This is a genomic window from Candidatus Spongiihabitans sp., assembly GCF_965247905.1.
In the GTDB taxonomy this organism is placed as follows: Bacteria; Pseudomonadota; Gammaproteobacteria; order Arenicellales; family Poriferihabitantaceae; genus Spongiihabitans.
Genome location: NZ_OZ252047.1, coordinates 295,744 through 315,287, shown reverse-complemented (window position 1 = coordinate 315,287; position 19,544 = coordinate 295,744). Strand labels below are relative to the sequence as shown.

Annotated in this window: 20 protein-coding genes; 8 read left to right on the top strand and 12 right to left on the bottom strand. The window is 50.8% G+C overall.

The genetic code is table 11. From position 1 onward, the window contains the following. Positions 1-14 precede the first annotated feature (14 nt). The 5 genes from hisI to hisB form a co-directional block, all read right to left on the bottom strand. Positions 15-410 (bottom strand): phosphoribosyl-AMP cyclohydrolase, encoded by a 396-nt coding sequence (gene hisI, locus ACP158_RS01700; RefSeq protein ID WP_424948380.1) that lies wholly within the window; start codon positions 408-410, stop codon positions 15-17. 127 nt (positions 411-537) lie between these two features. Continuing rightward, entirely contained in the window at positions 538-1,335 is a 798-nt protein-coding gene (gene hisF, locus ACP158_RS01695) for an imidazole glycerol phosphate synthase subunit HisF (protein WP_424947271.1), read from the bottom strand. A 42-nt stretch (positions 1,336-1,377) separates the two neighbouring features. After that, positions 1,378-2,127: a 1-(5-phosphoribosyl)-5-[(5-phosphoribosylamino)methylideneamino]imidazole-4-carboxamide isomerase gene (gene hisA / locus ACP158_RS01690; protein WP_424947270.1), complete on the bottom strand. Its 750-nt coding sequence runs from the start codon at positions 2,125-2,127 to the stop codon at positions 1,378-1,380. A gap of 2 nt (positions 2,128-2,129) precedes the next feature. Continuing rightward, positions 2,130-2,816 carry an imidazole glycerol phosphate synthase subunit HisH gene (gene hisH / locus ACP158_RS01685; protein ID WP_424947269.1) on the bottom strand — a complete coding sequence of 229 codons (687 nt, stop codon included), beginning with the start codon at positions 2,814-2,816 and terminating at the stop codon, positions 2,130-2,132. 126 nt (positions 2,817-2,942) lie between these two features. Further along, on the bottom strand, positions 2,943-3,533 hold the full coding sequence (gene hisB, locus ACP158_RS01680; protein WP_424948379.1) for an imidazoleglycerol-phosphate dehydratase HisB: 591 nt from the start codon (positions 3,531-3,533) through the stop codon (positions 2,943-2,945). Positions 3,534-3,733: 200 nt separating this feature from the next. Here hisB and ACP158_RS01675 point away from each other — a divergent pair, with 200 nt between their 5' ends. Further along, entirely contained in the window at positions 3,734-3,874 is a 141-nt protein-coding gene (locus ACP158_RS01675) for a hypothetical protein (RefSeq protein WP_424947268.1), read from the top strand. A 293-nt stretch (positions 3,875-4,167) separates the two neighbouring features. Here the strand turns inward: ACP158_RS01675 and ACP158_RS01670 are convergent, their stop codons facing one another. Beyond that, complete coding sequence (locus ACP158_RS01670) at positions 4,168-5,322, bottom strand: Fic family protein (RefSeq protein WP_424947267.1); 1,155 nt, start codon at positions 5,320-5,322, stop codon at positions 4,168-4,170. A 316-nt stretch (positions 5,323-5,638) separates the two neighbouring features. Here ACP158_RS01670 and ACP158_RS01665 point away from each other — a divergent pair, with 316 nt between their 5' ends. Together ACP158_RS01665 and ACP158_RS01660 are read left to right on the top strand one after the other, a co-directional pair. After that, on the top strand, positions 5,639-6,811 hold the full coding sequence (locus ACP158_RS01665) for a hypothetical protein (protein WP_424947266.1): 1,173 nt from the start codon (positions 5,639-5,641) through the stop codon (positions 6,809-6,811). Positions 6,812-6,941: 130 nt separating this feature from the next. Beyond that, positions 6,942-7,160 carry a hypothetical protein gene (locus ACP158_RS01660; RefSeq protein ID WP_424947265.1) on the top strand — a complete coding sequence of 73 codons (219 nt, stop codon included), beginning with the start codon at positions 6,942-6,944 and terminating at the stop codon, positions 7,158-7,160. A gap of 6 nt (positions 7,161-7,166) precedes the next feature. Here ACP158_RS01660 and ACP158_RS01655 read toward each other — a convergent pair whose 3' ends face one another. Continuing rightward, the gene (locus tag ACP158_RS01655; RefSeq protein ID WP_424947264.1) at positions 7,167-9,902 is read right to left on the bottom strand and encodes a class I SAM-dependent DNA methyltransferase; all 2,736 of its coding nucleotides are present in this window, start codon (positions 9,900-9,902) and stop codon (positions 7,167-7,169) included. A 208-nt stretch (positions 9,903-10,110) separates the two neighbouring features. Next, complete coding sequence (locus ACP158_RS01650) at positions 10,111-10,320, bottom strand: hypothetical protein (protein WP_424947263.1); 210 nt, start codon at positions 10,318-10,320, stop codon at positions 10,111-10,113. A 195-nt stretch (positions 10,321-10,515) separates the two neighbouring features. Here ACP158_RS01650 and dprA point away from each other — a divergent pair, with 195 nt between their 5' ends. From dprA to ACP158_RS01635, 3 genes are all read left to right on the top strand, one after another. Continuing rightward, the gene (gene dprA / locus ACP158_RS01645) at positions 10,516-11,646 is read left to right on the top strand and encodes a DNA-processing protein DprA (protein WP_424947262.1); all 1,131 of its coding nucleotides are present in this window, start codon (positions 10,516-10,518) and stop codon (positions 11,644-11,646) included. A gap of 68 nt (positions 11,647-11,714) precedes the next feature. Continuing rightward, positions 11,715-12,194, top strand: coding sequence for a DUF494 family protein (locus ACP158_RS01640; RefSeq protein ID WP_424947261.1), 480 nt, complete (start codon positions 11,715-11,717; stop codon positions 12,192-12,194). Positions 12,195-12,326: 132 nt separating this feature from the next. Beyond that, positions 12,327-14,729 carry a DNA topoisomerase I gene (locus ACP158_RS01635; protein ID WP_424947260.1) on the top strand — a complete coding sequence of 801 codons (2,403 nt, stop codon included), beginning with the start codon at positions 12,327-12,329 and terminating at the stop codon, positions 14,727-14,729. Positions 14,730-15,276: 547 nt separating this feature from the next. Here the strand turns inward: ACP158_RS01635 and ACP158_RS01630 are convergent. Next, positions 15,277-15,402, bottom strand: a complete 126-nt coding sequence (locus ACP158_RS01630; RefSeq protein WP_424947259.1) for a hypothetical protein — start codon at positions 15,400-15,402, stop codon at positions 15,277-15,279. Positions 15,403-15,815: 413 nt separating this feature from the next. Between ACP158_RS01630 and traT the strand changes: the two genes are divergently transcribed. Both traT and ACP158_RS01620 read left to right on the top strand, forming a co-directional pair. Then, positions 15,816-16,745, top strand: coding sequence for a complement resistance protein TraT (gene traT, locus ACP158_RS01625; RefSeq protein WP_424947258.1), 930 nt, complete (start codon positions 15,816-15,818; stop codon positions 16,743-16,745). Between the two features lie 44 nt (positions 16,746-16,789). Next, positions 16,790-17,179, top strand: coding sequence for a hypothetical protein (locus tag ACP158_RS01620; RefSeq protein WP_424947257.1), 390 nt, complete (start codon positions 16,790-16,792; stop codon positions 17,177-17,179). A gap of 83 nt (positions 17,180-17,262) precedes the next feature. On the opposite strand, the gene ACP158_RS01615 is transcribed toward ACP158_RS01620, so the two are convergent. The 3 genes from ACP158_RS01615 to ACP158_RS01605 form a co-directional block, all read right to left on the bottom strand. Next, positions 17,263-18,387 carry a DegT/DnrJ/EryC1/StrS family aminotransferase gene (locus tag ACP158_RS01615; RefSeq protein WP_424947256.1) on the bottom strand — a complete coding sequence of 375 codons (1,125 nt, stop codon included), beginning with the start codon at positions 18,385-18,387 and terminating at the stop codon, positions 17,263-17,265. A gap of 14 nt (positions 18,388-18,401) precedes the next feature. Beyond that, entirely contained in the window at positions 18,402-19,103 is a 702-nt protein-coding gene (locus tag ACP158_RS01610) for a 4'-phosphopantetheinyl transferase family protein (protein ID WP_424947255.1), read from the bottom strand. 206 nt (positions 19,104-19,309) lie between these two features. Continuing rightward, positions 19,310-19,537 carry a hypothetical protein gene (locus ACP158_RS01605; RefSeq protein ID WP_424947254.1) on the bottom strand — a complete coding sequence of 76 codons (228 nt, stop codon included), beginning with the start codon at positions 19,535-19,537 and terminating at the stop codon, positions 19,310-19,312. Positions 19,538-19,544 lie beyond the last annotated feature (7 nt).

Below are 19,544 nucleotides of genomic sequence, written 5' to 3'. Positions count from 1 at the left end.
GAGTGTACTGGATATCACGGCGATTGTGGGCGATAAATCTCGGCCGGGTCTTTCACCACCGGCTCCACTTCGCGCCACGCGCCGCCCTCGGCGCAGCGGTAAAAGCAGGTATGACGACCAGTATGACAGGCGATGCCGCCGACTTGCTCAACCTGTATTAACACCGCATCGCTGTCGCAATCAAGGCGAAGTTCCTTTAGTTTTTGCACATGTCCGGACTGCTCGCCTTTGCGCCATAATTTCTTGCGCGACCTCGAATAGTACACCGCGCGACCTTCGGCGAGGGTGGCCGCCAGCGCCTCGCGGTTCATCCACGCCACCATTAACACTTTGCCGCTGTCGTGCTGCTGGGCGATCGCCGGCACCAGCCCGGCTTCGTTCCATTTTATTTCATCTAATATCGTTTTCATCATGGAATGCTATTATTTTTATCCGCGGATGTCGCAGATTTTCACAGATTTAATTGCATTATTTTTATCTGTGCTCATCTGCGACATCCGCGGATGCTTTTAAATGGAAAATAGAATTGTCGTGGTCTTACATTGATGGGAGTCTTACGGTGATGCCCCGAGCGGCCATAAATTGTTTAGCCTGTTCGACGGTATATTCGCCATAGTGAAAGATGCTCGCCGCCAGCACTGCGTCCGCGCCGCCGTCGATCACGCCGGCCGCTAAATGCTCCAGCGTGCCCACGCCGCCCGATGCAATGACAGGAATCGATACATTGTCAGTGATGCGCCGCAGCAAGGCGATATCATATCCGTTTTTGGTGCCATCGCGATCCATGCTGGTGACCAACAACTCGCCGGCACCGTAGTCGGTCATTTTTTTTGACCATTCCAGGGCATCGAGTCCGGTGGCGTTTCTGCCGCCATGGGTAAAAATTTCCCACCGAGGATTATCGGCATCATCCGCATCGACATCAGCGGCCACGCGTTTGGCATCGATGGCCACGACAATACATTGATTGCCAAAATGCTTGCTGGCCTGGCGGATGAATTTCGGGTTTTTGACCGCCGTGGTGTTGATGGAAACCTTGTCGGCGCCGGCGCCGAGCATTTTGTGAATATCACTCAACTCGCGGATGCCGCCGCCGACGGTCAGCGGAATAAAGACTTCGCTGGCAACCTGCTCGACCACATTGACCAGGGTGTCGCGATGGTCAGAACTGGCAGTGATGTCCAGAAAAGCGATTTCGTCAGCGCCTTGGCGGTCGTAACGGCGGGCCACTTCCACCGGGTCGCCCGCATCCTTGATATCGACAAACTGGACACCCTTGACCACGCGCCCGGCATCCACATCCAGACACGGAATGATTCTTTTGGCGAGCGTCATCAATGCTGCCTGGACCGAGCGCTTAGAGATGGCATTGAAAAATTACCCACCAAAACCACCTGCGCCGGAAATTTCATCCGCGGCGCATTGCCCTTGCGCGAAATCCAGCGCGCCTTCGTAGAGCGCCCGGCCCGCGATCGCGCCGACGATGCCCGCGCGCGCCGCCAGTTTCTTGATGTCGTCAATATTGCGAATGCCGCCGGACGCAATCACCGGAGTATTCACCGCCTGCGCCAACGCCGCGGTGGCCTCGATATTAACGCCCTGCATCATGCCGTCGCGCGCGATGTCGGTGTAGATGATTGCCGCCACGTCGGCATCATCAAAGCGCCGTGCCAGGTCGATGACATCGTGCTTGGTTAGTTTCGACCAGCCGTCGGTGGCGACTTTGTCGTCTTTGGCGTCCAGCCCGACCATCACCTGGTCAGGATATTCTGTGCATAAGTCGCTGATCAGGCGCGGCTGGTTAATCGCCTGCGTGCCCATAATCACATAACGCACCCCGGCTTGAAGATAACTATCGACAGTCGCTTGGTCGCGAATCCCGCCGCCAATCTGGATCGGCAACGCCGGGTGGCGTTCAGCGATGCGGCGCACAATATCGGCGTTGACCGGTTCGCCTTTGATCGCGCCGTCGAGATCGACGATGTGCAGCCGCCGGGCGCCGGCATCAACCCATCTTTGCGCGACCGAGACCGGGTCATCAGCAAACACCGTGGCTTGGTTCATGTCGCCCTGGCGCAGGCGTACGCATTTGCCGTCCTTGATATCAATCGCCGGAATCAGCAGCATGATTAAAAAGACCCGTTCCAGGTAATGAAATTCTTCAGCATTCGCAAGCCTGCATGCTGGCTTTTTTCGGGATGAAACTGGGTCGCAAAAATGTTCCTCGAACCCGCAGCAGCGGTAAATCGATTGCCATACCGACACTCGCCCATCACCTGATTTTTAATGTCGCTTTCAACGTAGTAACTGTGCACAAAATAAAACCGCTCATGGTCATCAATACCATGCCACAGCGGATGATCAACGCATTTGTTCACCTGATTCCAACCCATATGCGGAATTTTTAGTCTGCCTGCCTTTCCATCGTTTGTTTGGCCATCATTTGTTTGACCCTCTATTTGATGCTTCGGATGAGTTGAAAAGTGTTTTACGCGCCCGGACAAAATACCCAATGCCTGAGTGCCGCCATTTTCCTCGCTATGGTCATACAACGCTTGAAGCCCAAGACATATTCCCAGAACCGGGCCTTCATTCAGACGCTTGGAAACAGCGGTTTTCAATGCCGGGTTGCTATTTAATTGGTTAAACCAAGTGCCGATTGCGCCTTGCCCGGGCAAAACGAGATAATCAGCGCCTTCAATGGCATCGGCCTGCGCCGTAATGCTGACCTCGGTGTCGCTGCTTACGAAAGCCAACGCCTTGCTGACCGAGCGCAGATTACCCGTGCCCAAGTCGACAATGACTATCCTGGTCATGCTAATTCGCGGGTTTGACCCCTAAATGGCTGGGTGAATGGCATGGCAAATTTTCCGCGCTGAACCTAACCTTGAGCATAAATTTATACACGAAATTTACAGCATACCCTTTTACAGCATCCCCTTTTACAGCAGGCCTTTGGTGGACGGAACATCGCTTACCCGCGCATCCAGTTCAACGGCCATCCGCAACGCTCTACCAAAGGCTTTGAATAAAGTCTCGGCGATATGGTGGGAATTTTCTCCGCGAAAACAATCCAAGTGCAAGGTCGCCAGCGCATGATTGGCAAACCCCTGGAAAAATTCATGAATCAATCCAGTCGAAAATTTTCCAATGTTTCTGTCCGGGTATTTCACATGGCTTACCAATAGCGGTCTGCCCGAGAAATCTATTACCACCCGACTGAGCGCCTCGTCCAATGGCACATAAGCATGTCCATAACGACGAATGCTTTTTTTGTCCCCTAATGCCTTGCTAATCGCCTGACCGAGAGTAATGCCGATATCCTCTACCGTGTGGTGATCATCGATGTGTAAATCGCCGGTCGCCTTAATTTTAATATCGATAACGCCGTGCCTGGCAATTTGCTCAAGCATATGTTCCAGAAACGGGATTCCAGTATCAAAATCCGCTTTTCCCGCGCCATCCAGATTGATAGTGATATCAATCTGGGTTTCTTTGGTGTTGCGGGTGACTCGGGCAATTCTTTCAGTCATGGCAAGCAAAACAGGCATTAATCTTTGAAAAGGAGAACGCCGAGTTTACAAGTAAATCTGAAGGTTTGGTAGTTGATGTATAGGTCCATAACATTTGGCACTCCGGTTGGTTAATAATCAGGGATTGTAGCGGTTATTGCCCAGCTGGCGTAGCCGGACTTTTTCTCGTTTACTTTTGGCGTCTCAAAGAGAGTCACACTTTGCGATTCTCCATTGTCTCCCCCAACTCGTCATTGCCCGGCTTGTTCCGGGCAATCCAGTGGAATATGCCGTCCGGCGTAGCCGGACTCATTTGCGGCGAAGCCGCGCCGTTCGATGCGAGAATGACGGCAAGGCGATGATGCTTGCTGCTTACCGCTAATGTATGAGCGCGTCCCGGCGGCTAACGCCGCCACTCTGGATCCCCGCCTGCCGGCGAGAATGACAAATATAAGGGAGCGGCGAGAATGACGGCAGGGAGGATGCGTAGCCGGACTTCTTATTCTCAATGTGCCATTGGCATCTCAACTCGCTTTTGTCCTCTCAATTCACCATTGCCTATCATTTGTCATTGCCCGGCTTGTTCCGGGCAATCCAGTCATTAAACCGTTCGGCGTAGCCGAACTCCTTTTATCGCGGTTCCCCCACCTTGTCATTACTGCCGCCTTTCGGGGTATTTCTCAGTCAGAATATCGGTATTGGCAGAAATCTTTTTGGTTTTAGGGTCAATAACCAACAACTTTGCGTCTATCAAACTTTTTATATCTCGGTGCAGCGTGGTTAGGCTCACTCTGGCATATTCTCGAGAAATTTTAGGAGATATGTATGGAATGTCTTCAATATTATATGATTCAAAAAGTGACATCTCCAACAACAATCGTCGTCGTCTTTTGAAAGATGGCTTGCTCCATTTTATTTTGGCAAACTTGTCATACACGTGACCGCGCCAGGCTTTTTCAAGCAACTCTATAGCAACTTCATCCCAAACCTCTTTGATCCCATCAAAAAATCCGGTGACCGCATAGTCTATAAACGAAGTTAAATTTCTTTCTTCCTGACACTTCTTTAAGTGATTATAGTATTCCGGGCGAGTGGTATTGTAATGATTGGAGAGAATGTGAGCACAAATATCGGGAACCCCCGCTCGTAACAACAGATAAAACTCAATCAGTCGACCAGTGCGGCCATTGCCATCATCAAAGGGATGGATTAACTCAATATACACATGAGTCACAATTGCTTGCACGATGCCATCCATGAAAGACTGCTTTCCCGATACAAATTTAAATTCTTTTTGCAACCAGTCACACATTCGCTTCACCAATCCCTCAACTTGATCTGGTTTTCGCCCGGGCGGAGGGCATCGATAACTTCCTACCACACGTTGCGACTGAGCGAACTGCCCGGGCACGGCACCAAATGGTGCGGATAAACCTTTGCCAACCAAACGATGGTAGTCTTGCAAAAATTCTGGTGTGATAATTTCGGGAAGATTATGTATCTGACCTACGATTTCATTCATCGCATCTGTGATGTTTTTCACTTCTTGCTCTTGATATGCTTTGCTTTCCGAAAGATGTTCGCCTGCCATAATTTTTTCGATGTCTTCCTCGCTGAGGGTATTACCTTCAATGGCGGTAGTCGCCTGGATGCCTTTGCGCAAGGAAACCAGCTTGAGTTCTCTCTTGACCTCAGGGCTAAGTGGTACATCTGCAATGCAGTCGACCAGTGCCTTACACCGCCCCAACTTGTAGATTGTTTCTTCAGATAAATCCCAGTGACGCTTAAACATCAGGTGTTCAAAGGACATTTTGCTATTCTCCGGTTTGTGGTATGCGCATTACTATAAGTTTACAGTAACAATTTGTCCAGCACTTATTTACACAACTTTTTATGCAAGTTTTACTTTATTTCGAATAAGGTAAATAAATATTCTATTATTCAATAAGTTATATTGTATGTGCTAATTATATTTTTTATCAAAAATTTGGAATAAACGCTTGACCTGTCAGTCAAAAATAATGTAATATGCCGTTTCTGGGGGGTTATGATCATTCCCGCGCAGACGAGAATCCAGTTGGCGTGTAGGGATGGAATAGTAGTAAACGAATCATAGGAACAAGGTAATGACAGACAGCAAAGACAATCAGGCAAAGAATCATCGGGAAATGGAATCTTTGAATAAGCGGCTAAGGCTTGGGCGGGCGCAATTGAGGATGCAATATGCACCTCTTGAAGTAGTCGTAAAAAATGCTGCAGAATCTTTCCGTCCTGCTATCGAATTGAGTAAGACCACGCAGTCCTCACTTAATCGATTCTTTGATATGCATCAGGAACAATTTGACTTGACGCAAAAAACCATTAAGTCAATGTCTGACAAGTATCAGGAACCATTTGACTCACTACGAGAAAACACAAAAAGGATTGAAAAAATTTTACAGCCTGTAATTGAGGTGACTAGAGCCGTGGATTATTCTATTAAACTATGGTCCGACAGGCATCAGGGACAGTTTGATTCAATCCGAGAAGCCGTAAAAAGGATTGAAAAATCTTTCCAGCCTGGGAGCGAGTGGGCTAAGGCCATAGAGAAAATAGAAAGATATTTCGTACCGATTGCTTGCGGCTTCATCCTCGCTGTTGAGAATCAGCATCGCATTTACGAGGAACATTTCCAGTCGACAGGAGAAGCAAGTTTGCTGTTGGCGGAGCATTGCTGGTCTTTCGATTTAAATATGTCAGTGGACATGCTTCAGGAACTCAAAGAAACAACAAAAGAAGATATTGTAGGGATTGAATACATATTAATGGAATATTTTGAATGGCGACTTGATGAGATTGAAACATCTCTAATAACGCGGTTTCCACATCGTGCGGATAACATTCGCTCAGCATTCAATGCACACCGTTGTGGAGAATACAACTTGTCAGTCCCTGCATTCTTGATGCAAACAGATGGCGTATGCAAAGAAATGACGGGTAAGAATCTTTTCATGAAAGAAAACAAGCAACCTAAAATAGCAAACTATGTGGCGAAAAGAGTAAAAACTAAATATATGGCTGCATTATTAGGTCCATTGACCATTACTACACCAATAAATGCAAGTGAACATGAGCGTGAAGAAGGGTCTAACAAACTCAATCGGCACACGGTTATGCATGGAGAATCGCTTGATTATGGAACCAAAGCAAATAGCTTAAAAGCATTGTCATTATTTAACTACGCATCCCAGGTGTTAGAGATGTTGGATAGGCATCACAAAACCAGCATCAGAATCGCGTTTAAGTCATATCGTCATTGATATCAACTTCCTCTCTCATTCGTCATTTCTGTGCAGGCAGGAATGGCAATGAGGCAGGGCACTCACACAGGCGATTTTTTGCTAATACCTGCACCCAAAGTTTTTTTAATTATTTATCGGGAGAATTATTATGAGCGATGAAACAAACATAGCCATTATTGGCGATACCAAAATTCACGGTAAAGTAAAGTCTGCTTTGGAAATCCGTGTCTACGCGGTAGAAATTGCACTTGAACTGATTAAGTCATCTTGTGCTGGGAAAGGTGAGGATGATTTGAGTCTCGCAATGGATAAGCTTTCCAAACACGCAGACACAATTCAAGCAGCGTTGAAAGAGCCAGAGGAATAACCACTCTCATTTCCGGCGTTTGGGTTTTTTCTTCGGTAGCAACGGGGCGGTGTATTGTTGGTAGAGGTCAAACAGGAAGGAGACGCGTTCGGCTTCGTTGTTGAATGTGGTTTTGCGGTAGGCGCGGTCGACGGTTTTGTCGAGTGCTTGGTGTGCTTTTTGTAACGTCGGCGGCATGCTGAGCGGGTCGTAAAGGTCGGCGAGGGTGGAGTCGGGGAATTGTGCGCGGGCATCCAGCACGGCTTGGGCTTTATTTCCAATGTCGGCGGTTTGTTTTTCGCTGGGGTCTTTGGGCCAGGGAAAGTTGTTGTAGACAAGACTACTCGAATATTGATAGCGACTTTCCAATCTACCGCCAACCGCCCGCATCCACGCCATGTGCATCTGCGATGTTACAACTCCAAAGTCATATTTGCTTGCCTTCGCAATCACCAAACTGCTGCCATTGGCGATATAGTGTTTGGGGCAATAACCAATCGGGATATAGTGCCGCGACTCGGATGAAACTTTTGGAATAATCAAATACTCGTCATCGGGCTGTCGAATCTCTCCAAACAGCATAGGTGTATTAGCGAGTGCTTTAGTTTCTTTCCGATTACTCGACAATCGGAATTGTTTTACTTTCTCAATGCGCCCTCTGATATGTTTTAGTTTTCTAATTTCTTGAGGCGGCGCATCTTTTAACCATAGGCAGTATCGTTTTTTCCCTTTGATGTATTCCTCGGCACCGATAAATGGCCGAATATAATTTTCTGCTTCCGGTTCTTCCAACAACAAAACTGTTTTTTCTTCTTCAGTTAAAATCAAATGTCCGCTGTCAATTCCCATGCTACCATAATTTATTTTCGGAGCTTGTTTGCAAATAGGAATTGATGCACCAAGAACGATTGCTTCGGCAGCATCAACAAGATAGGCATTGATTCTTTTTACGGCAATAAGACTAGGGTCGGAAGTAACGGTTTCATAATCAAAAAGTTGTTTGCGTGAAATATCCTGCCCCGCAAACCCGATAATCACGCAATGCACGGCAGCCTTGCCTCTTGCTTCGTTCGTCCATTTGAAAGGGCGATGTGCGAAAAATATATGGTAGTTAAGTCGATGCATTTCATTCCACAATACGCCTACCTGCTCACCTTGCACGATGGACTTCGTGGAAACAAAAGCAACTTTGATTTTTGTTCCCGCAATATATTGGGCGGCTTTCATATACCAACAAGTCACATAATCCAATACGCCGTTTCCTTTAATGCCGGCGAATATCTGTTTTACTTCCGCTTTTTGTTCTTTGCTTTGTTCTTTCTTCCCAATAAACGGCGGATTCCCCATAATAAAACTCAGTCTTTCCGGCGCAATAACTTCCCGCCAGTCCATCTGCAAGGCGTTGCCATGCACGATGCTGGCGCTGGAGGTCAGCGGGATGCGCGCGAAATACAAGCCAAATTCCTGCGAGACCAGCAGGTTCATTTGATGATCCACCAGCCATAACGCGACTTGCGCGATTTGCGCCGGGAACTCTTCAATTTCTATGCCGTAAAATTGATTCACATCCAACGCGATCATGCTGTGCACATCAAACGTTTTCATGCCTTTTCTGGAGACGCGCAACACTTCCAGTTCCAGCAAGCGCAATTCACGATAGGCGACCACTAAAAAGTTCCCGCAGCCGCAAGCCGGGTCAAGGAATTTCAAGGTGCTCAGTTTTTTATGAAATTCAAATAATTTGTTTCGGTTGTTTTTTACTTTTTCAAACTCGGCTCGCAGGTCGTCCATAAAAAGCGGGTTGATTAGTTTCAAAATATTGGTTTCCGAGGTGTAATGCGCGCCGAGATTGCGCCGCGCTTCTTTGTCCATAATGGATTGAAACAGCGAACCGAAAATCGCCGGCGAGATGCGACTCCAATCCAGCGCGCAACATTGCAACAAGGATTCGCGCATGGCACGGTCAAACGAAGCCGGGCGCAAACGTTCTTCAAATAATTTTCCGTTGACAAAGGGAAATGCGTTGAGTGATTCATCGCGATTGTCCAGACGCTCGGCGGTCGCGGTGTTCAACACATAAAACAGTGTGTCCAGTTGCGATGCCAGGTCGGCGCCGTCTTCGGCGGTGCGGTCTTCAATGTAATCGTGAAATTGCTGACGCTGAAAGATGCCGGTGTCTTCGGCGAACAGGCAAAACAACAGGCGCACCAGATAGATTTCCAGGTCGTGGCCGGCGTAGCCGATGGCGCGCAAGCGGTCGTGCAATTTTCCCATCAACTCGGCGGCTTGAATGTTGACCGGATCTTGCTCTTTTATTTTGTGGGTTTGATAGCCGGCGATGAAGGCGAAGTGATGGATGTTTTGGTGCAGGTCGGGCAAGGCAAATTCATGCGTGGTGTCGTCATCAAGGTCATACAACCGAAACCGTGCGAAGTCGGACACTAAAATGAAACGCGGCAGTTCGCGTTCTTTTAGTCCGGGGAAATAATCCAGTGCCTGAGTGTAGGCGCGGTCGAGATTTTTGCCGCGGGATTTGTGCTCTATGAGTAATACGCCTTTCCACAGCAGGTCGATGAAGCCGTCCTTGCCGTCTATTTTTTTCGCGAGTTTTTCAAACGAGGCGACGCGGCGGCGCGTTATGCCAAAGATGTTGAAGAAGTCGTTCCAAAATGATTGTGATTCGGCTTGTTCCGAGCCTTCGTCTTGCCATTCGTTGGAGAAGGCGAGGGCGCGGGTACGGATTTCGTTCCAACTTAATGGCATTGTGCTTGTCTTTTCATTGCCATGGTTAAGTACGCTGTCTAATGTTGCGTTTGATTGTTATTTTTGGGAGGGCATCATAGCGGGATGGCTGGGATTATGACAGGGGGACGATGACAAATTACAGGCAATAGTGAATCGAGAGGACAAAGGCGAGTTGAGATGCCAAAGTAACCGAGAATAAGGAGTCACGCTGCGCGTGACAGATTTTTCACTGGATTGCCCGGCCAATAATAATATGGGCCGGGCAATGACGGGTTGGGGAGACAATGGTGAATCGAAAGGCGATGATTTCTTTTGAGACGCCAAAAGCAAACGAGAAAAAAGCCCGGCTACGCCGGACACAAACCGGCGGCTTCGCCGCCGAACGGTTTAATAACTGGATTTGCATGGCATCTCCTCTTGGGTTGAGGCGTGCCATATGTATCTGAGCCTATGCAGTTGAACACGGGTTTAGCGCGGTTGAAAAACCAAGTTATGCCTTCAAATTAGCATCGGCAATGGAATCCGTTCTAGCGATTCGTGTTAGCACCCAAACCATAGGGCATAAAGGACAACTGCAAATCGTCTTATAAAAGTTACGCATCTTCATCGATAAATATGGAATAATAAGCATTTGGTAACAAATCAAAAGCGCAAAAACATGCTAAAGGATTGGCTAAAACTTCACTATTTAAGATCGGTATCGCTCGCTCAAAAAAGGGCGTTGGTCAATTTCTTTGGCGGCCCGGCCGATGTGTTTGCGGCCGGTCGCCCTGGCTTACGCGCCGCCGACATCCTCGCCGAAGCCGGAATCAACGCGGTATTAACGGCCGCTGAGACTTTGCTGCAAAGCGACTTGGCCTTGCTGGGGTCCATAGGCAGCCAATTCATCGGCTTTAACCATCCGAAATTTTCAAGTTTGCTCAATGAAATTCCAAGCCCGCCTTTGGGGCTTTTCGTCAAGGGCAACATCAACCTGCTCAACCAGCCGCAAATCGCCATCGTCGGCAGCCGCGGCCCCAGCCCCAGCGGCAAGAAAACCACGGCGGCGTTTGCCGCGGAATTAACCGAAATGGGTTTTGTCATCACCAGCGGCATGGCGGCCGGCATCGACAGCTGCGCGCATCGCGGCAGCCTGTCGGCGGGCAACGCCACCATCGCGGTTATGGGCACCGGCATCGACCGCATCTATCCCGCCGCCCAGCAAGCGCTGTATCGGGAAATTGCGGAAAAAGGGTTGTTGGTCACCGAATTTGCCCCGGGCGCACCGCCCCAGCGGGCGCATTTTCCGCAACGAAATCGCATCATCAGCGGCTTATCCCTGGGCACATTGGTGGCCGAAGCCGGGATACGCAGCGGCAGTTTGATCACCGCAAGACTGGCCGCGGAACAAGGACGGGAAGTGTTTGCCGTCCCCGGCTCAATTCATCTGCCGACCAGTCGCGGCTGCCACTATTTAATTCGCCAAGGGGCGAAGCTGGTCGAGTCAGTGCAAGACATCACCGATGAACTGGGCCACTTTTTTAGCCCGGCGCGCCCGGCCTCCCAAATCAACCCCGAGTCGCCGCAGAGCCATTCTAAACATCCGGCTGAACATCCGGACGAACATCCGCTGTATAACCTGATAGACTACGCGCCAATTTCGATGGATCAAATAATTGCGCTGAGTGGATTGACGACCGAACAAGTTTCATCCATTCTGATAGACTTGGAGTTGCGCGGGCTAATCGCCGAGATGAACGGCGGCTATCAACGCTTGCCTTAGCCGCCGTTATGAAGCGGGGCATCAGGAATTCGCGCCATGCGGCGCCATTAAATAACCATTGTATTGCAATGAAAGAAAATGTGCTCGATGTTCTCATCTATTTATTTGAGAATTATATGTTTGATAGCGATGAGTTCGGGCCCGACCATGAGACCTTGCTTCTCGAATTGAGTCAGGCCGGTTTCGATCAGGCAATGATTGACCGCGCTTTCGACTGGCTGGAAAATCTGGCCGCGCTGTGCGACCGCAATTCATGCTCGGTCAGCATCAATCAAGACGCGATCAGGCATTATTCCACCGAAGAACTGAGACAGCTCGGCGTGGAGGCGCGCGGCTTGTTGCTGACGCTTGAGCAATGCGGCGTGCTGGACGGCATATCCAGAGAACTGGTGGTCGATCAAGTGATGGCGCTCGGGGTCGATAGCATCGAACTTGCGCATGTCAAGTGGGTAATACTGATGGTGCTGAGCAACTACACCGATGGCGATGGCGTGACTGAATTGACCGAGACCCTGATCCTGGATGGATTGCATACCTGCATTCATTAAACCTGCTTTTATTGAACCCTTTACAATCATTGCAATCGCAGCATCGAGTCGTCCCATGGCCGGCGGAAGTGCGGATATTGCAGGAGCAATTATCTGTCCTTACATCCAGGCAATAACCGCATATAAGGATAAATGAGCAAACATCTCATCATCGTCGAGTCGCCGGCCAAGGCGCGCTCCATGTCGAAGTATCTTGGCGCCGATTTCAAGGCATTGGCGTCCTATGGCCATGTGCGCGACCTCATACCAAAAACAGGCGCGGTGGATCCGGACAACAATTTCGAGATGCACTACGAAATTGTCGAACGCAACAAAAAGCATGTGGACTTGATTGTCAGGGAAATGAAAACAGCGGATTCGTTGTATCTCGCGACCGACCCGGACCGCGAAGGCGAAGCGATTTCCTGGCATCTATACGAACTACTCAAGCAACGAAACGCCATTGGCAACACACCGGTCTATCGGGTGGAATTTTATGAATTCACCAAGTCCGCAATACAAAAAGCGGTTGACAACCCGAGAGAAATTTCGGTTAACCTGATCGAAGCCCAGCAATCTCGGCGCGCACTCGATTATTTGGTCGGGTTTAATTTATCACCGCTGTTATGGAAAAAAGTTCGCCAGGGACTATCGGCTGGCCGCGTCCAAAGCCCGGCATTGCGGATGATTTGCGAGCGCGAAGCGGAAATAGATAAATTTATCAGCCGGGAATATTGGACCATCGAAGCGGATTTGAACAGCGCGGGGCAAAGTTTTATCGGCAAGTTAATCCAGTACAAAGAGGAGAAATTAAAACAATTTTCAATTACCGATGGCGCAACGGCCCGCGCCGCCGAAACGGCATTGAACGAAGCGGCGCAAGGGAAACTGATGGTCGCTAAAATTGAAAAGAAAGAGCGTAAACGAAACCCCGCGCCGCCGTTTATTACTTCAACATTACAGCAAGAGGCGTCACGAAAACTTGGGTTTAGCGCGCGACGAACCATGCAAACCGCCCAGCAATTATACGAAGGCATCGAAATTGAAGGCGGCGCGGACGGCCTGATTTCCTATATGCGTACTGATTCCGTGGTGCTGGCCACAGAGGCTGTTGCTGAAATCAGGGCATTGATCGCCTCCAAGTATGGCGCAAGCAACCTGCCCGACCAACCCAGGGCGTTTAAAAACAAATCAAAAAATGCCCAGGAAGCCCACGAAGCAATCAGGCCTACTTCTGCAAAACGAATACCAGAGGTTCTCAAGTCTCAATTGAGTGAAGATCAATATCGGCTGTACGATCTCATTTGGAAGCGCACCGTGGCTTGTCAGATGATTCATGCCACTATTGACACGGTGGCGGTTGATTTGACTGCTGGCAGCATCGGTGTATTTCGATCATCCGGGTCCACCATTCGCATTGCGGGATTTATGTCGGTGTATCTGGAAGGACGAGATGACAAACCGGCCAAGTCGGATAGGGGCGAAAAAGAGATAATCTTGCCGGCCATGAAGCCAGGCATGAGTATCGATCTGGCGAACCTCAGGCCCGAACAGCATTTTACCGAACCGCCGCCACGCTATAACGAAGCCTCGTTGGTGAAAACACTGGAAGCCTATGGCATTGGCCGGCCGTCTACGTATGCTTCGATTATCAGCACCTTGCAAAACCGCGAGTATGTCACCCTGGAAAATCGGCGATTCGAGCCCACCGAAATTGGAAAAGTTGTCAATCGATTTTTATCCGACCACTTTGCGCGCTATGTGGATTATGAGTTCACCGCGAAAATGGAGGATGCTCTGGACGCGATTTCTCGCGGTGAAAAACAGCGGTTGCCGGTGATGCAGGAATTCTGGGGGGAATTTTCCAGGCTGATCGAGGAAAAAGAGGAAAGCGTCAGCCGTGATGAAGTGATTCAATCGCGCGTTTTGGGGCCCGACCCCAAATCAGGAAAACCCTTGTCGGTGCGCATGGGACGCTATGGCCCTTATGCGCAGATTGGAACGCGGGATGATGAAGACAAGCCCGCTTTTGCCAGCCTCCGACCAGGGCAAAGACTGGATGCTATTACCTTCGAGCAAGCGCTTGAGTTATTCAAACTGCCACGGTCGCTGGGCCAAACCGCGGACGGGGAAGAGCTTACCGTCGCCATTGGGCGGTTCGGGCCTTACGTCAAATACGGCGACAAATTTGTGTCGCTGGGCCAGCACGACCCCTATACCGTGGAAAAAGAAACCGCGCTGCAACTGGTTGCCGAGAAAAAGGAAAAGGATGCCAACCGCCTGATTCTGGATTTTGCAGACGCGGGCATTCAAGTGCTGAATGGCCGTTATGGCCCTTACATCACCGACGGCGAGAAAAACGCCAGAATCCCCAAGGACGTAACCGAACCCAAAACACTATCCCTCGAAGATTGCAAACAACTGCTTAAAAACGCCAAGCCGCCGCAAGGAAAAAAGAAAGCCGCCAAAAAGAAGATGACCAGCAAGAAAGGCAATTCAAGGAATACGGCTTCAAAAAATCCCAAGGCCAGAAACCCTAGGTTGGCAAAAGACTAAATAATCACCCTTGCGTTAAATGAGTTAAACCCTGTGACCGCCAGGGCTGGCGCCGGTCATTATCGTTAAGACCGCGCAAACCACCATTCCCGCACATGCAGGAATCCATACGAACTCGCGCACCCGTCATCGGACGCGCACCGCCGGATCATGTTGCGGCTGGCGCCGCGGGTGTTTCACTGGATTATCGGGCCAAGCTCGATAATGACGCCAGATAAAGACGGGCGACGATGATTGCTGCCGCTGCCATCGCCGCGACAATCCGAACCCCGCCGCCCGTCGCACCGCCATCCAGGTCCGTCATTCCAACGGAAGAACGTCACCCCTGTGAAAACAGGAGTTGGAAAACATCGCCCGGAGCGATTTTTCGCGAGCGCAGCGAGTTCGCCAGAACGCGTATCAGGGACGATACGCGCAAAACATCGCCCGCAACGATTTTTCACGCAAGCCCCGAAGGGGTGAGTATCAGGGATGATACGAATAATCCAGTCAACCATCGTCCCGCGCAGCGGGACACAAAACCTGAAAGCACGGACAAGTCGGTCGATTACTCGTTCCATACGGTATCGACACTTCCACCATCCGTGGCGGTCGGCACATAATTGTTCCCGACATTATTTGCACTTCCACCATCGGCTTTGGCATCCTGCGTCGCTCTACCGCCACCGTCCATGGCGGCGTCCCTGGCGGTCGCGACCTGTCCGTACAACAGAAAACCAACACACCCCACTGTTCACGCCATGACAAGCGTAACCGGAATGCTTGAGTGCGCCACCGTCACTGCCGCGCACTCGGCCAGCCGGATGGGTCGATTATCGACTGGGTCAGGAAACCATCAAATTCGGCGATAGTGATATTGCATGGCTCTCCTTCTGCATCGGAGTGCCAAAGGTATCTGAGCTTATACACGCCATGCGCCCGCATAAAGGGCTTGGACTGAAACACCGGTTCAGGTTATCATTGAAAACAACAAAAAGCGCAATAGGGGCGGCCCTATGCAGATCATGGACAAGTTAGCTTGGACTGGCTATGCTTGCCCCTAGGTTTTTTTAACCCGTAATCGATACAATCTTAGGAGTGCAACCGATGCAATTATTGAAATCAGCAAGCCTGGCGTTGACCGCTTTTGGCCTCGTCATTATTGCGGGGTGCGCAAGCGCGCCGCCGGAGTGGTCGGCCGCCGCCAAATCCCAGCAAACCCAAACCGGCGTTCAGATTAGACCCAGTGATCTTGGCGTCCCCAAAACCGCTTCGGTGGAATATATCCGCGTGAAAACGGAAAAGAGCATTTTCCTCGACCCGCCGGAAGAGAATAACGAAGTTTATCTGCGCGTCGGCGATACTTCGGGGCGCGCCTGGGCCGGCATTTCCATGCGCGATTTGGTCGCGCAAGAACTGGGCAAGCGCGGTTTTACGGTGGTGAATAACGCCAAAACCGCAAGTTACGCGCTGCAAGTGAATATCCTGCTGGCGGATGAAATATCGGCCGCGGAAATCGCCCAACTCGATGAAACGCAATACGGTCAGGATCTGAGCGGCATCGTCAAGTCGGTGGTCATTGGCACCGTTGTCGGCGGCGTGGCCGGCTCGGTGCTCGGCAACACCGATAACACACTCGCCGGCGCGGTCGGCGGCGGCATTCTCGGCGGCGTGCTCAAGGGCTTGTCGGGTTCGCGCAAACAAGATCTGTTGTTAGCGCAACAAGCCACCAAGTATTTTTCCATCATCATGGATGTGGAAGTGCGCGAGCGCGCCAAAGGCACCGTCACCCGCAGCGGCGAGACCAACATCATCACCTCGCAAAATTCCAGCACCAGCGACAATGTCGCGGATACTTCGGTGAGCGGCTCGCAAAGCATTGGCTCCACCGAAACCGAAAGTTTCACCGAACAATCCACCTGGAAACGCCACCGCTCCCGCGTGGTCGGCAAAGCAAAAGGCAAACTCGTGGTGTTTGAAGATGTGGAGCAAGACTTTGCCATGAAAATGATTCGCGCCATTGCCGGTTTCTTTTGAAGCCGGCAACTGCCATTCATCCAAATTAAGCGGCGGCAATTAAAATGAAAAACATGACCCAAGGCATCGCCGCGACCCTGCTGGCGGCATTGCTCGCCGGTTGCGCGAGCGGCGCGGTTTACCAGCAGAAAAACTGGGTGCATTCCAACGCGGAGGCGGACTGGGATATAGACTCGGCGGTATGCCTGCAACGCTCGGAGCAAGTGACCGAAGCAGACCAGCAACGCATCGCGGAAATTGAGCACAACGCTGCGTTGGTTGGCAATACGCTCAGCAACCTCGGGGATACGCTGGCAACACTGGATGATGATTACGGCTACCTCGGCGCGATTGGCGGGATATTTTCCGGCAGTAAATCCGCCACCGCCGAAGAGCAAATGCAACAAGAGAAATTCACCAGATGCCTGAATGAGAAAAACTGGGGGAAGGATTAATCGGGTGGGTTCTCAGGTCCAATGCTCAGGCCCAATGCTCATGCGCCCAATCCTCAGGCCCAATCCTCATGCCATTTCCGGTGCTAGCCAACCGCGGTTTTTATGGTATCAATTATTTTCATTTGGTCGTCCGGCTGCAGGTAGGGGTGGATCGGCAGGCTGATGACTTGGTCTGCCAGTTTATCCGTCACCGGCAGCATTTGGCCGCCGCCGAACGCATGTTTAAATGTCGGCTGCCGGTGCAAGGGCAAAGGATAATACACGGCGGACGGAATGCCGTTTTGATTTAAATGCCGCCGGATCTGGTCGCGCTTGGCGCTACGAATGGTGTAGACCGACCACGAGCTTTTATAGTTTGGCGGCATCGCTGGCGTCGCCACCACGCCGTCGAGTTCGCGCGCGTAGAGGTCGGCGATGCGCTGGCGGGCGGCGAGTTCGCGGTCGAATATTTTCAGTTTGCAACTCAGGATAGCAGCTTGCAACGTATCGAGACGGCCGGTAATACCGATGCGAATGTTTTCATATTGGCCGCCCGCGCCGGGTGCCCTGCCGTGAAAGCGAATGGATTCCACACTTTCCGCTAATGCCTGATCATCGGTGAACACCGCGCCGCCGTCGCCGTAACATCCCAGCGGTTTCGACGGGAAAAAACTGGTGGCGGCAATATCGCCGAACCCGCCGGCTTTTTGGTTTTTATATTCGGCGCCAAAGCTCTGCGCCGCATCGCTCACAACAAACAGCCGGTGCTCATCGGCGATGGCGCGGATGGCATCGTGGTCGGCCGGAAGCCCAAACAAATCCACCGCGATGATGCCTTTAAGATTCAGTTCGCCGTCGCCCTTGACAGTTTGGATGGTTTCTTCCAAAGCCACGGAATCCATATTGAATGTGGCCTCGTCAACGTCCACAAACACCGTGGTCGCGCCGAGCAATTGAATGACTTCGGCGGTGGCGACAAAGGTGAAGGACGGCGCGATAACGCCATCGCCGGGGCCGACGCCGTAGGCCATTAACGCCATCAACAGCGCATCGGTGCCGCTGGCCGCGCTGATGACATGCTTTGCTCCGCAATACGCTTTTAGTTCTTGTTCAAACACGCCAACCTCGGGCCCCAGAATAAACTGCTTATGCGCCAACACCCGATCTATGGCCGCCCTGATTTCCTTTTCCACAAGGTTGAATTGTGCGTCTAAATCTACAAATTTCATTACGTTTTTGCTCGTCACATATGCCATCGAAAGGCCCGTAGTTCAGGCGCGATATGCCTGGAGGCGCCCGCTTCCGCTACACTATTACATTCATCGGCATTAAATTCATCCGCGGTTTCCGCATACATCAAAGCCGCGACGCCGGCAACCGGCAATCCAAGTTGAATCCCAAACAACTCACGACTTTCCGCGCTGGTTTCTCCACTGGTTTCATTGGCGAATAACCCGGATACTTTAGTGCGCCATCGATCTTGATGCAAACCGGTAAACAAATTCACCTGATTCAGGGCATAGCGGACACCCACGCCTAGCGCCTTGCCGTACGCCTCTTTTCGGGTCCAACATGCCAGCATGGCATCGTTCTGTTGCGATTTGCGCAGCGCGCGCCAGGCCGTTTGTTCGTCCGCGGTCAAGATGCGTTGCGCCAGACGTTGCGCCGCGACAGCGCGCGGAAAAATTTCCAAGTCAACCCCCAACGCTCTATTCCATGCAAAGGCATACAACACAAATCGGCCAGATAAGGTGTAATTGAATTCCAATTTCCCGGCTAATTTCCCGGCCAACTTCCCGGCCGAAGCCGTATTCAATAGTTTCGGCTTGCCTCGGCTTGCGTAACCAAACTCAAGCGCAGTGTTGACCATTCCGGTATAAGCGGACAACAAGATTCGCAGTCCGATTCTGCCGCCAAGGTAGCGTTGTCGCTGGGCCTTATTCATTATTCTTTGCGCGCGCGTAATTTCAAACTCAGTAAGTAGCCGCCTATATTTGGCATTCACTCCAGGATTAAGCAATTTTTGAAGATCGATTAACCACAAGTGAATTTGATTATCACTAATAGATTGGTCTGGCACGTCAACTTGAGTGCCCATTTGACTGGCAGCGCGCCACTCAAGTTTGCGCTCAGCCACCGCCTTATGGCGGCCTACCATGTGTCAAATACGGGTCCGAAATTATTGATTTGCGCCAATGCAGTCTCTTCGACAGTCGCATCGTAGCCTTTTTGCTTTTTCTCGATAATCCGGTGTTGCAAGCCCTGTTTATCGAACAGATACGTGGTGTCGGGCATTTGCAGTTCCACCACAAAACCTTCCCCGGGAATATTATAAATTCCGCCTAGCTCCACTTTTGCGCTGATATCTATTTCGGTCACGCTTTGT

Coding starts and splice junctions, on each gene's coding strand:
- hisI (WP_424948380.1), bottom strand. CDS start 410: ATGAAAACGATATTAGATGAAATAAAATGGAACGAAGCCGGGCTGGTG.
- hisF (WP_424947271.1), bottom strand. CDS start 1,335: ATGACGCTCGCCAAAAGAATCATTCCGTGTCTGGATGTGGATGCCGGG.
- hisA (WP_424947270.1), bottom strand. CDS start 2,127: ATGCTGCTGATTCCGGCGATTGATATCAAGGACGGCAAATGCGTACGC.
- hisH (WP_424947269.1), bottom strand. CDS start 2,816: ATGACCAGGATAGTCATTGTCGACTTGGGCACGGGTAATCTGCGCTCG.
- hisB (WP_424948379.1), bottom strand. CDS start 3,533: ATGACTGAAAGAATTGCCCGAGTCACCCGCAACACCAAAGAAACCCAG.
- ACP158_RS01670 (WP_424947267.1), bottom strand. CDS start 5,322: ATGTCCTTTGAACACCTGATGTTTAAGCGTCACTGGGATTTATCTGAA.
- ACP158_RS01665 (WP_424947266.1), top strand. CDS start 5,639: ATGACAGACAGCAAAGACAATCAGGCAAAGAATCATCGGGAAATGGAA.
- ACP158_RS01660 (WP_424947265.1), top strand. CDS start 6,942: ATGAGCGATGAAACAAACATAGCCATTATTGGCGATACCAAAATTCAC.
- ACP158_RS01655 (WP_424947264.1), bottom strand. CDS start 9,902: ATGCCATTAAGTTGGAACGAAATCCGTACCCGCGCCCTCGCCTTCTCC.
- ACP158_RS01650 (WP_424947263.1), bottom strand. CDS start 10,320: ATGGCACGCCTCAACCCAAGAGGAGATGCCATGCAAATCCAGTTATTA.
- ACP158_RS01640 (WP_424947261.1), top strand. CDS start 11,715: ATGAAAGAAAATGTGCTCGATGTTCTCATCTATTTATTTGAGAATTAT.
- ACP158_RS01635 (WP_424947260.1), top strand. CDS start 12,327: ATGAGCAAACATCTCATCATCGTCGAGTCGCCGGCCAAGGCGCGCTCC.
- ACP158_RS01630 (WP_424947259.1), bottom strand. CDS start 15,402: ATGGACGGTGGCGGTAGAGCGACGCAGGATGCCAAAGCCGATGGTGGA.
- traT (WP_424947258.1), top strand. CDS start 15,816: ATGCAATTATTGAAATCAGCAAGCCTGGCGTTGACCGCTTTTGGCCTC.
- ACP158_RS01620 (WP_424947257.1), top strand. CDS start 16,790: ATGAAAAACATGACCCAAGGCATCGCCGCGACCCTGCTGGCGGCATTG.
- ACP158_RS01615 (WP_424947256.1), bottom strand. CDS start 18,387: ATGAAATTTGTAGATTTAGACGCACAATTCAACCTTGTGGAAAAGGAA.
- ACP158_RS01610 (WP_424947255.1), bottom strand. CDS start 19,103: ATGAATAAGGCCCAGCGACAACGCTACCTTGGCGGCAGAATCGGACTG.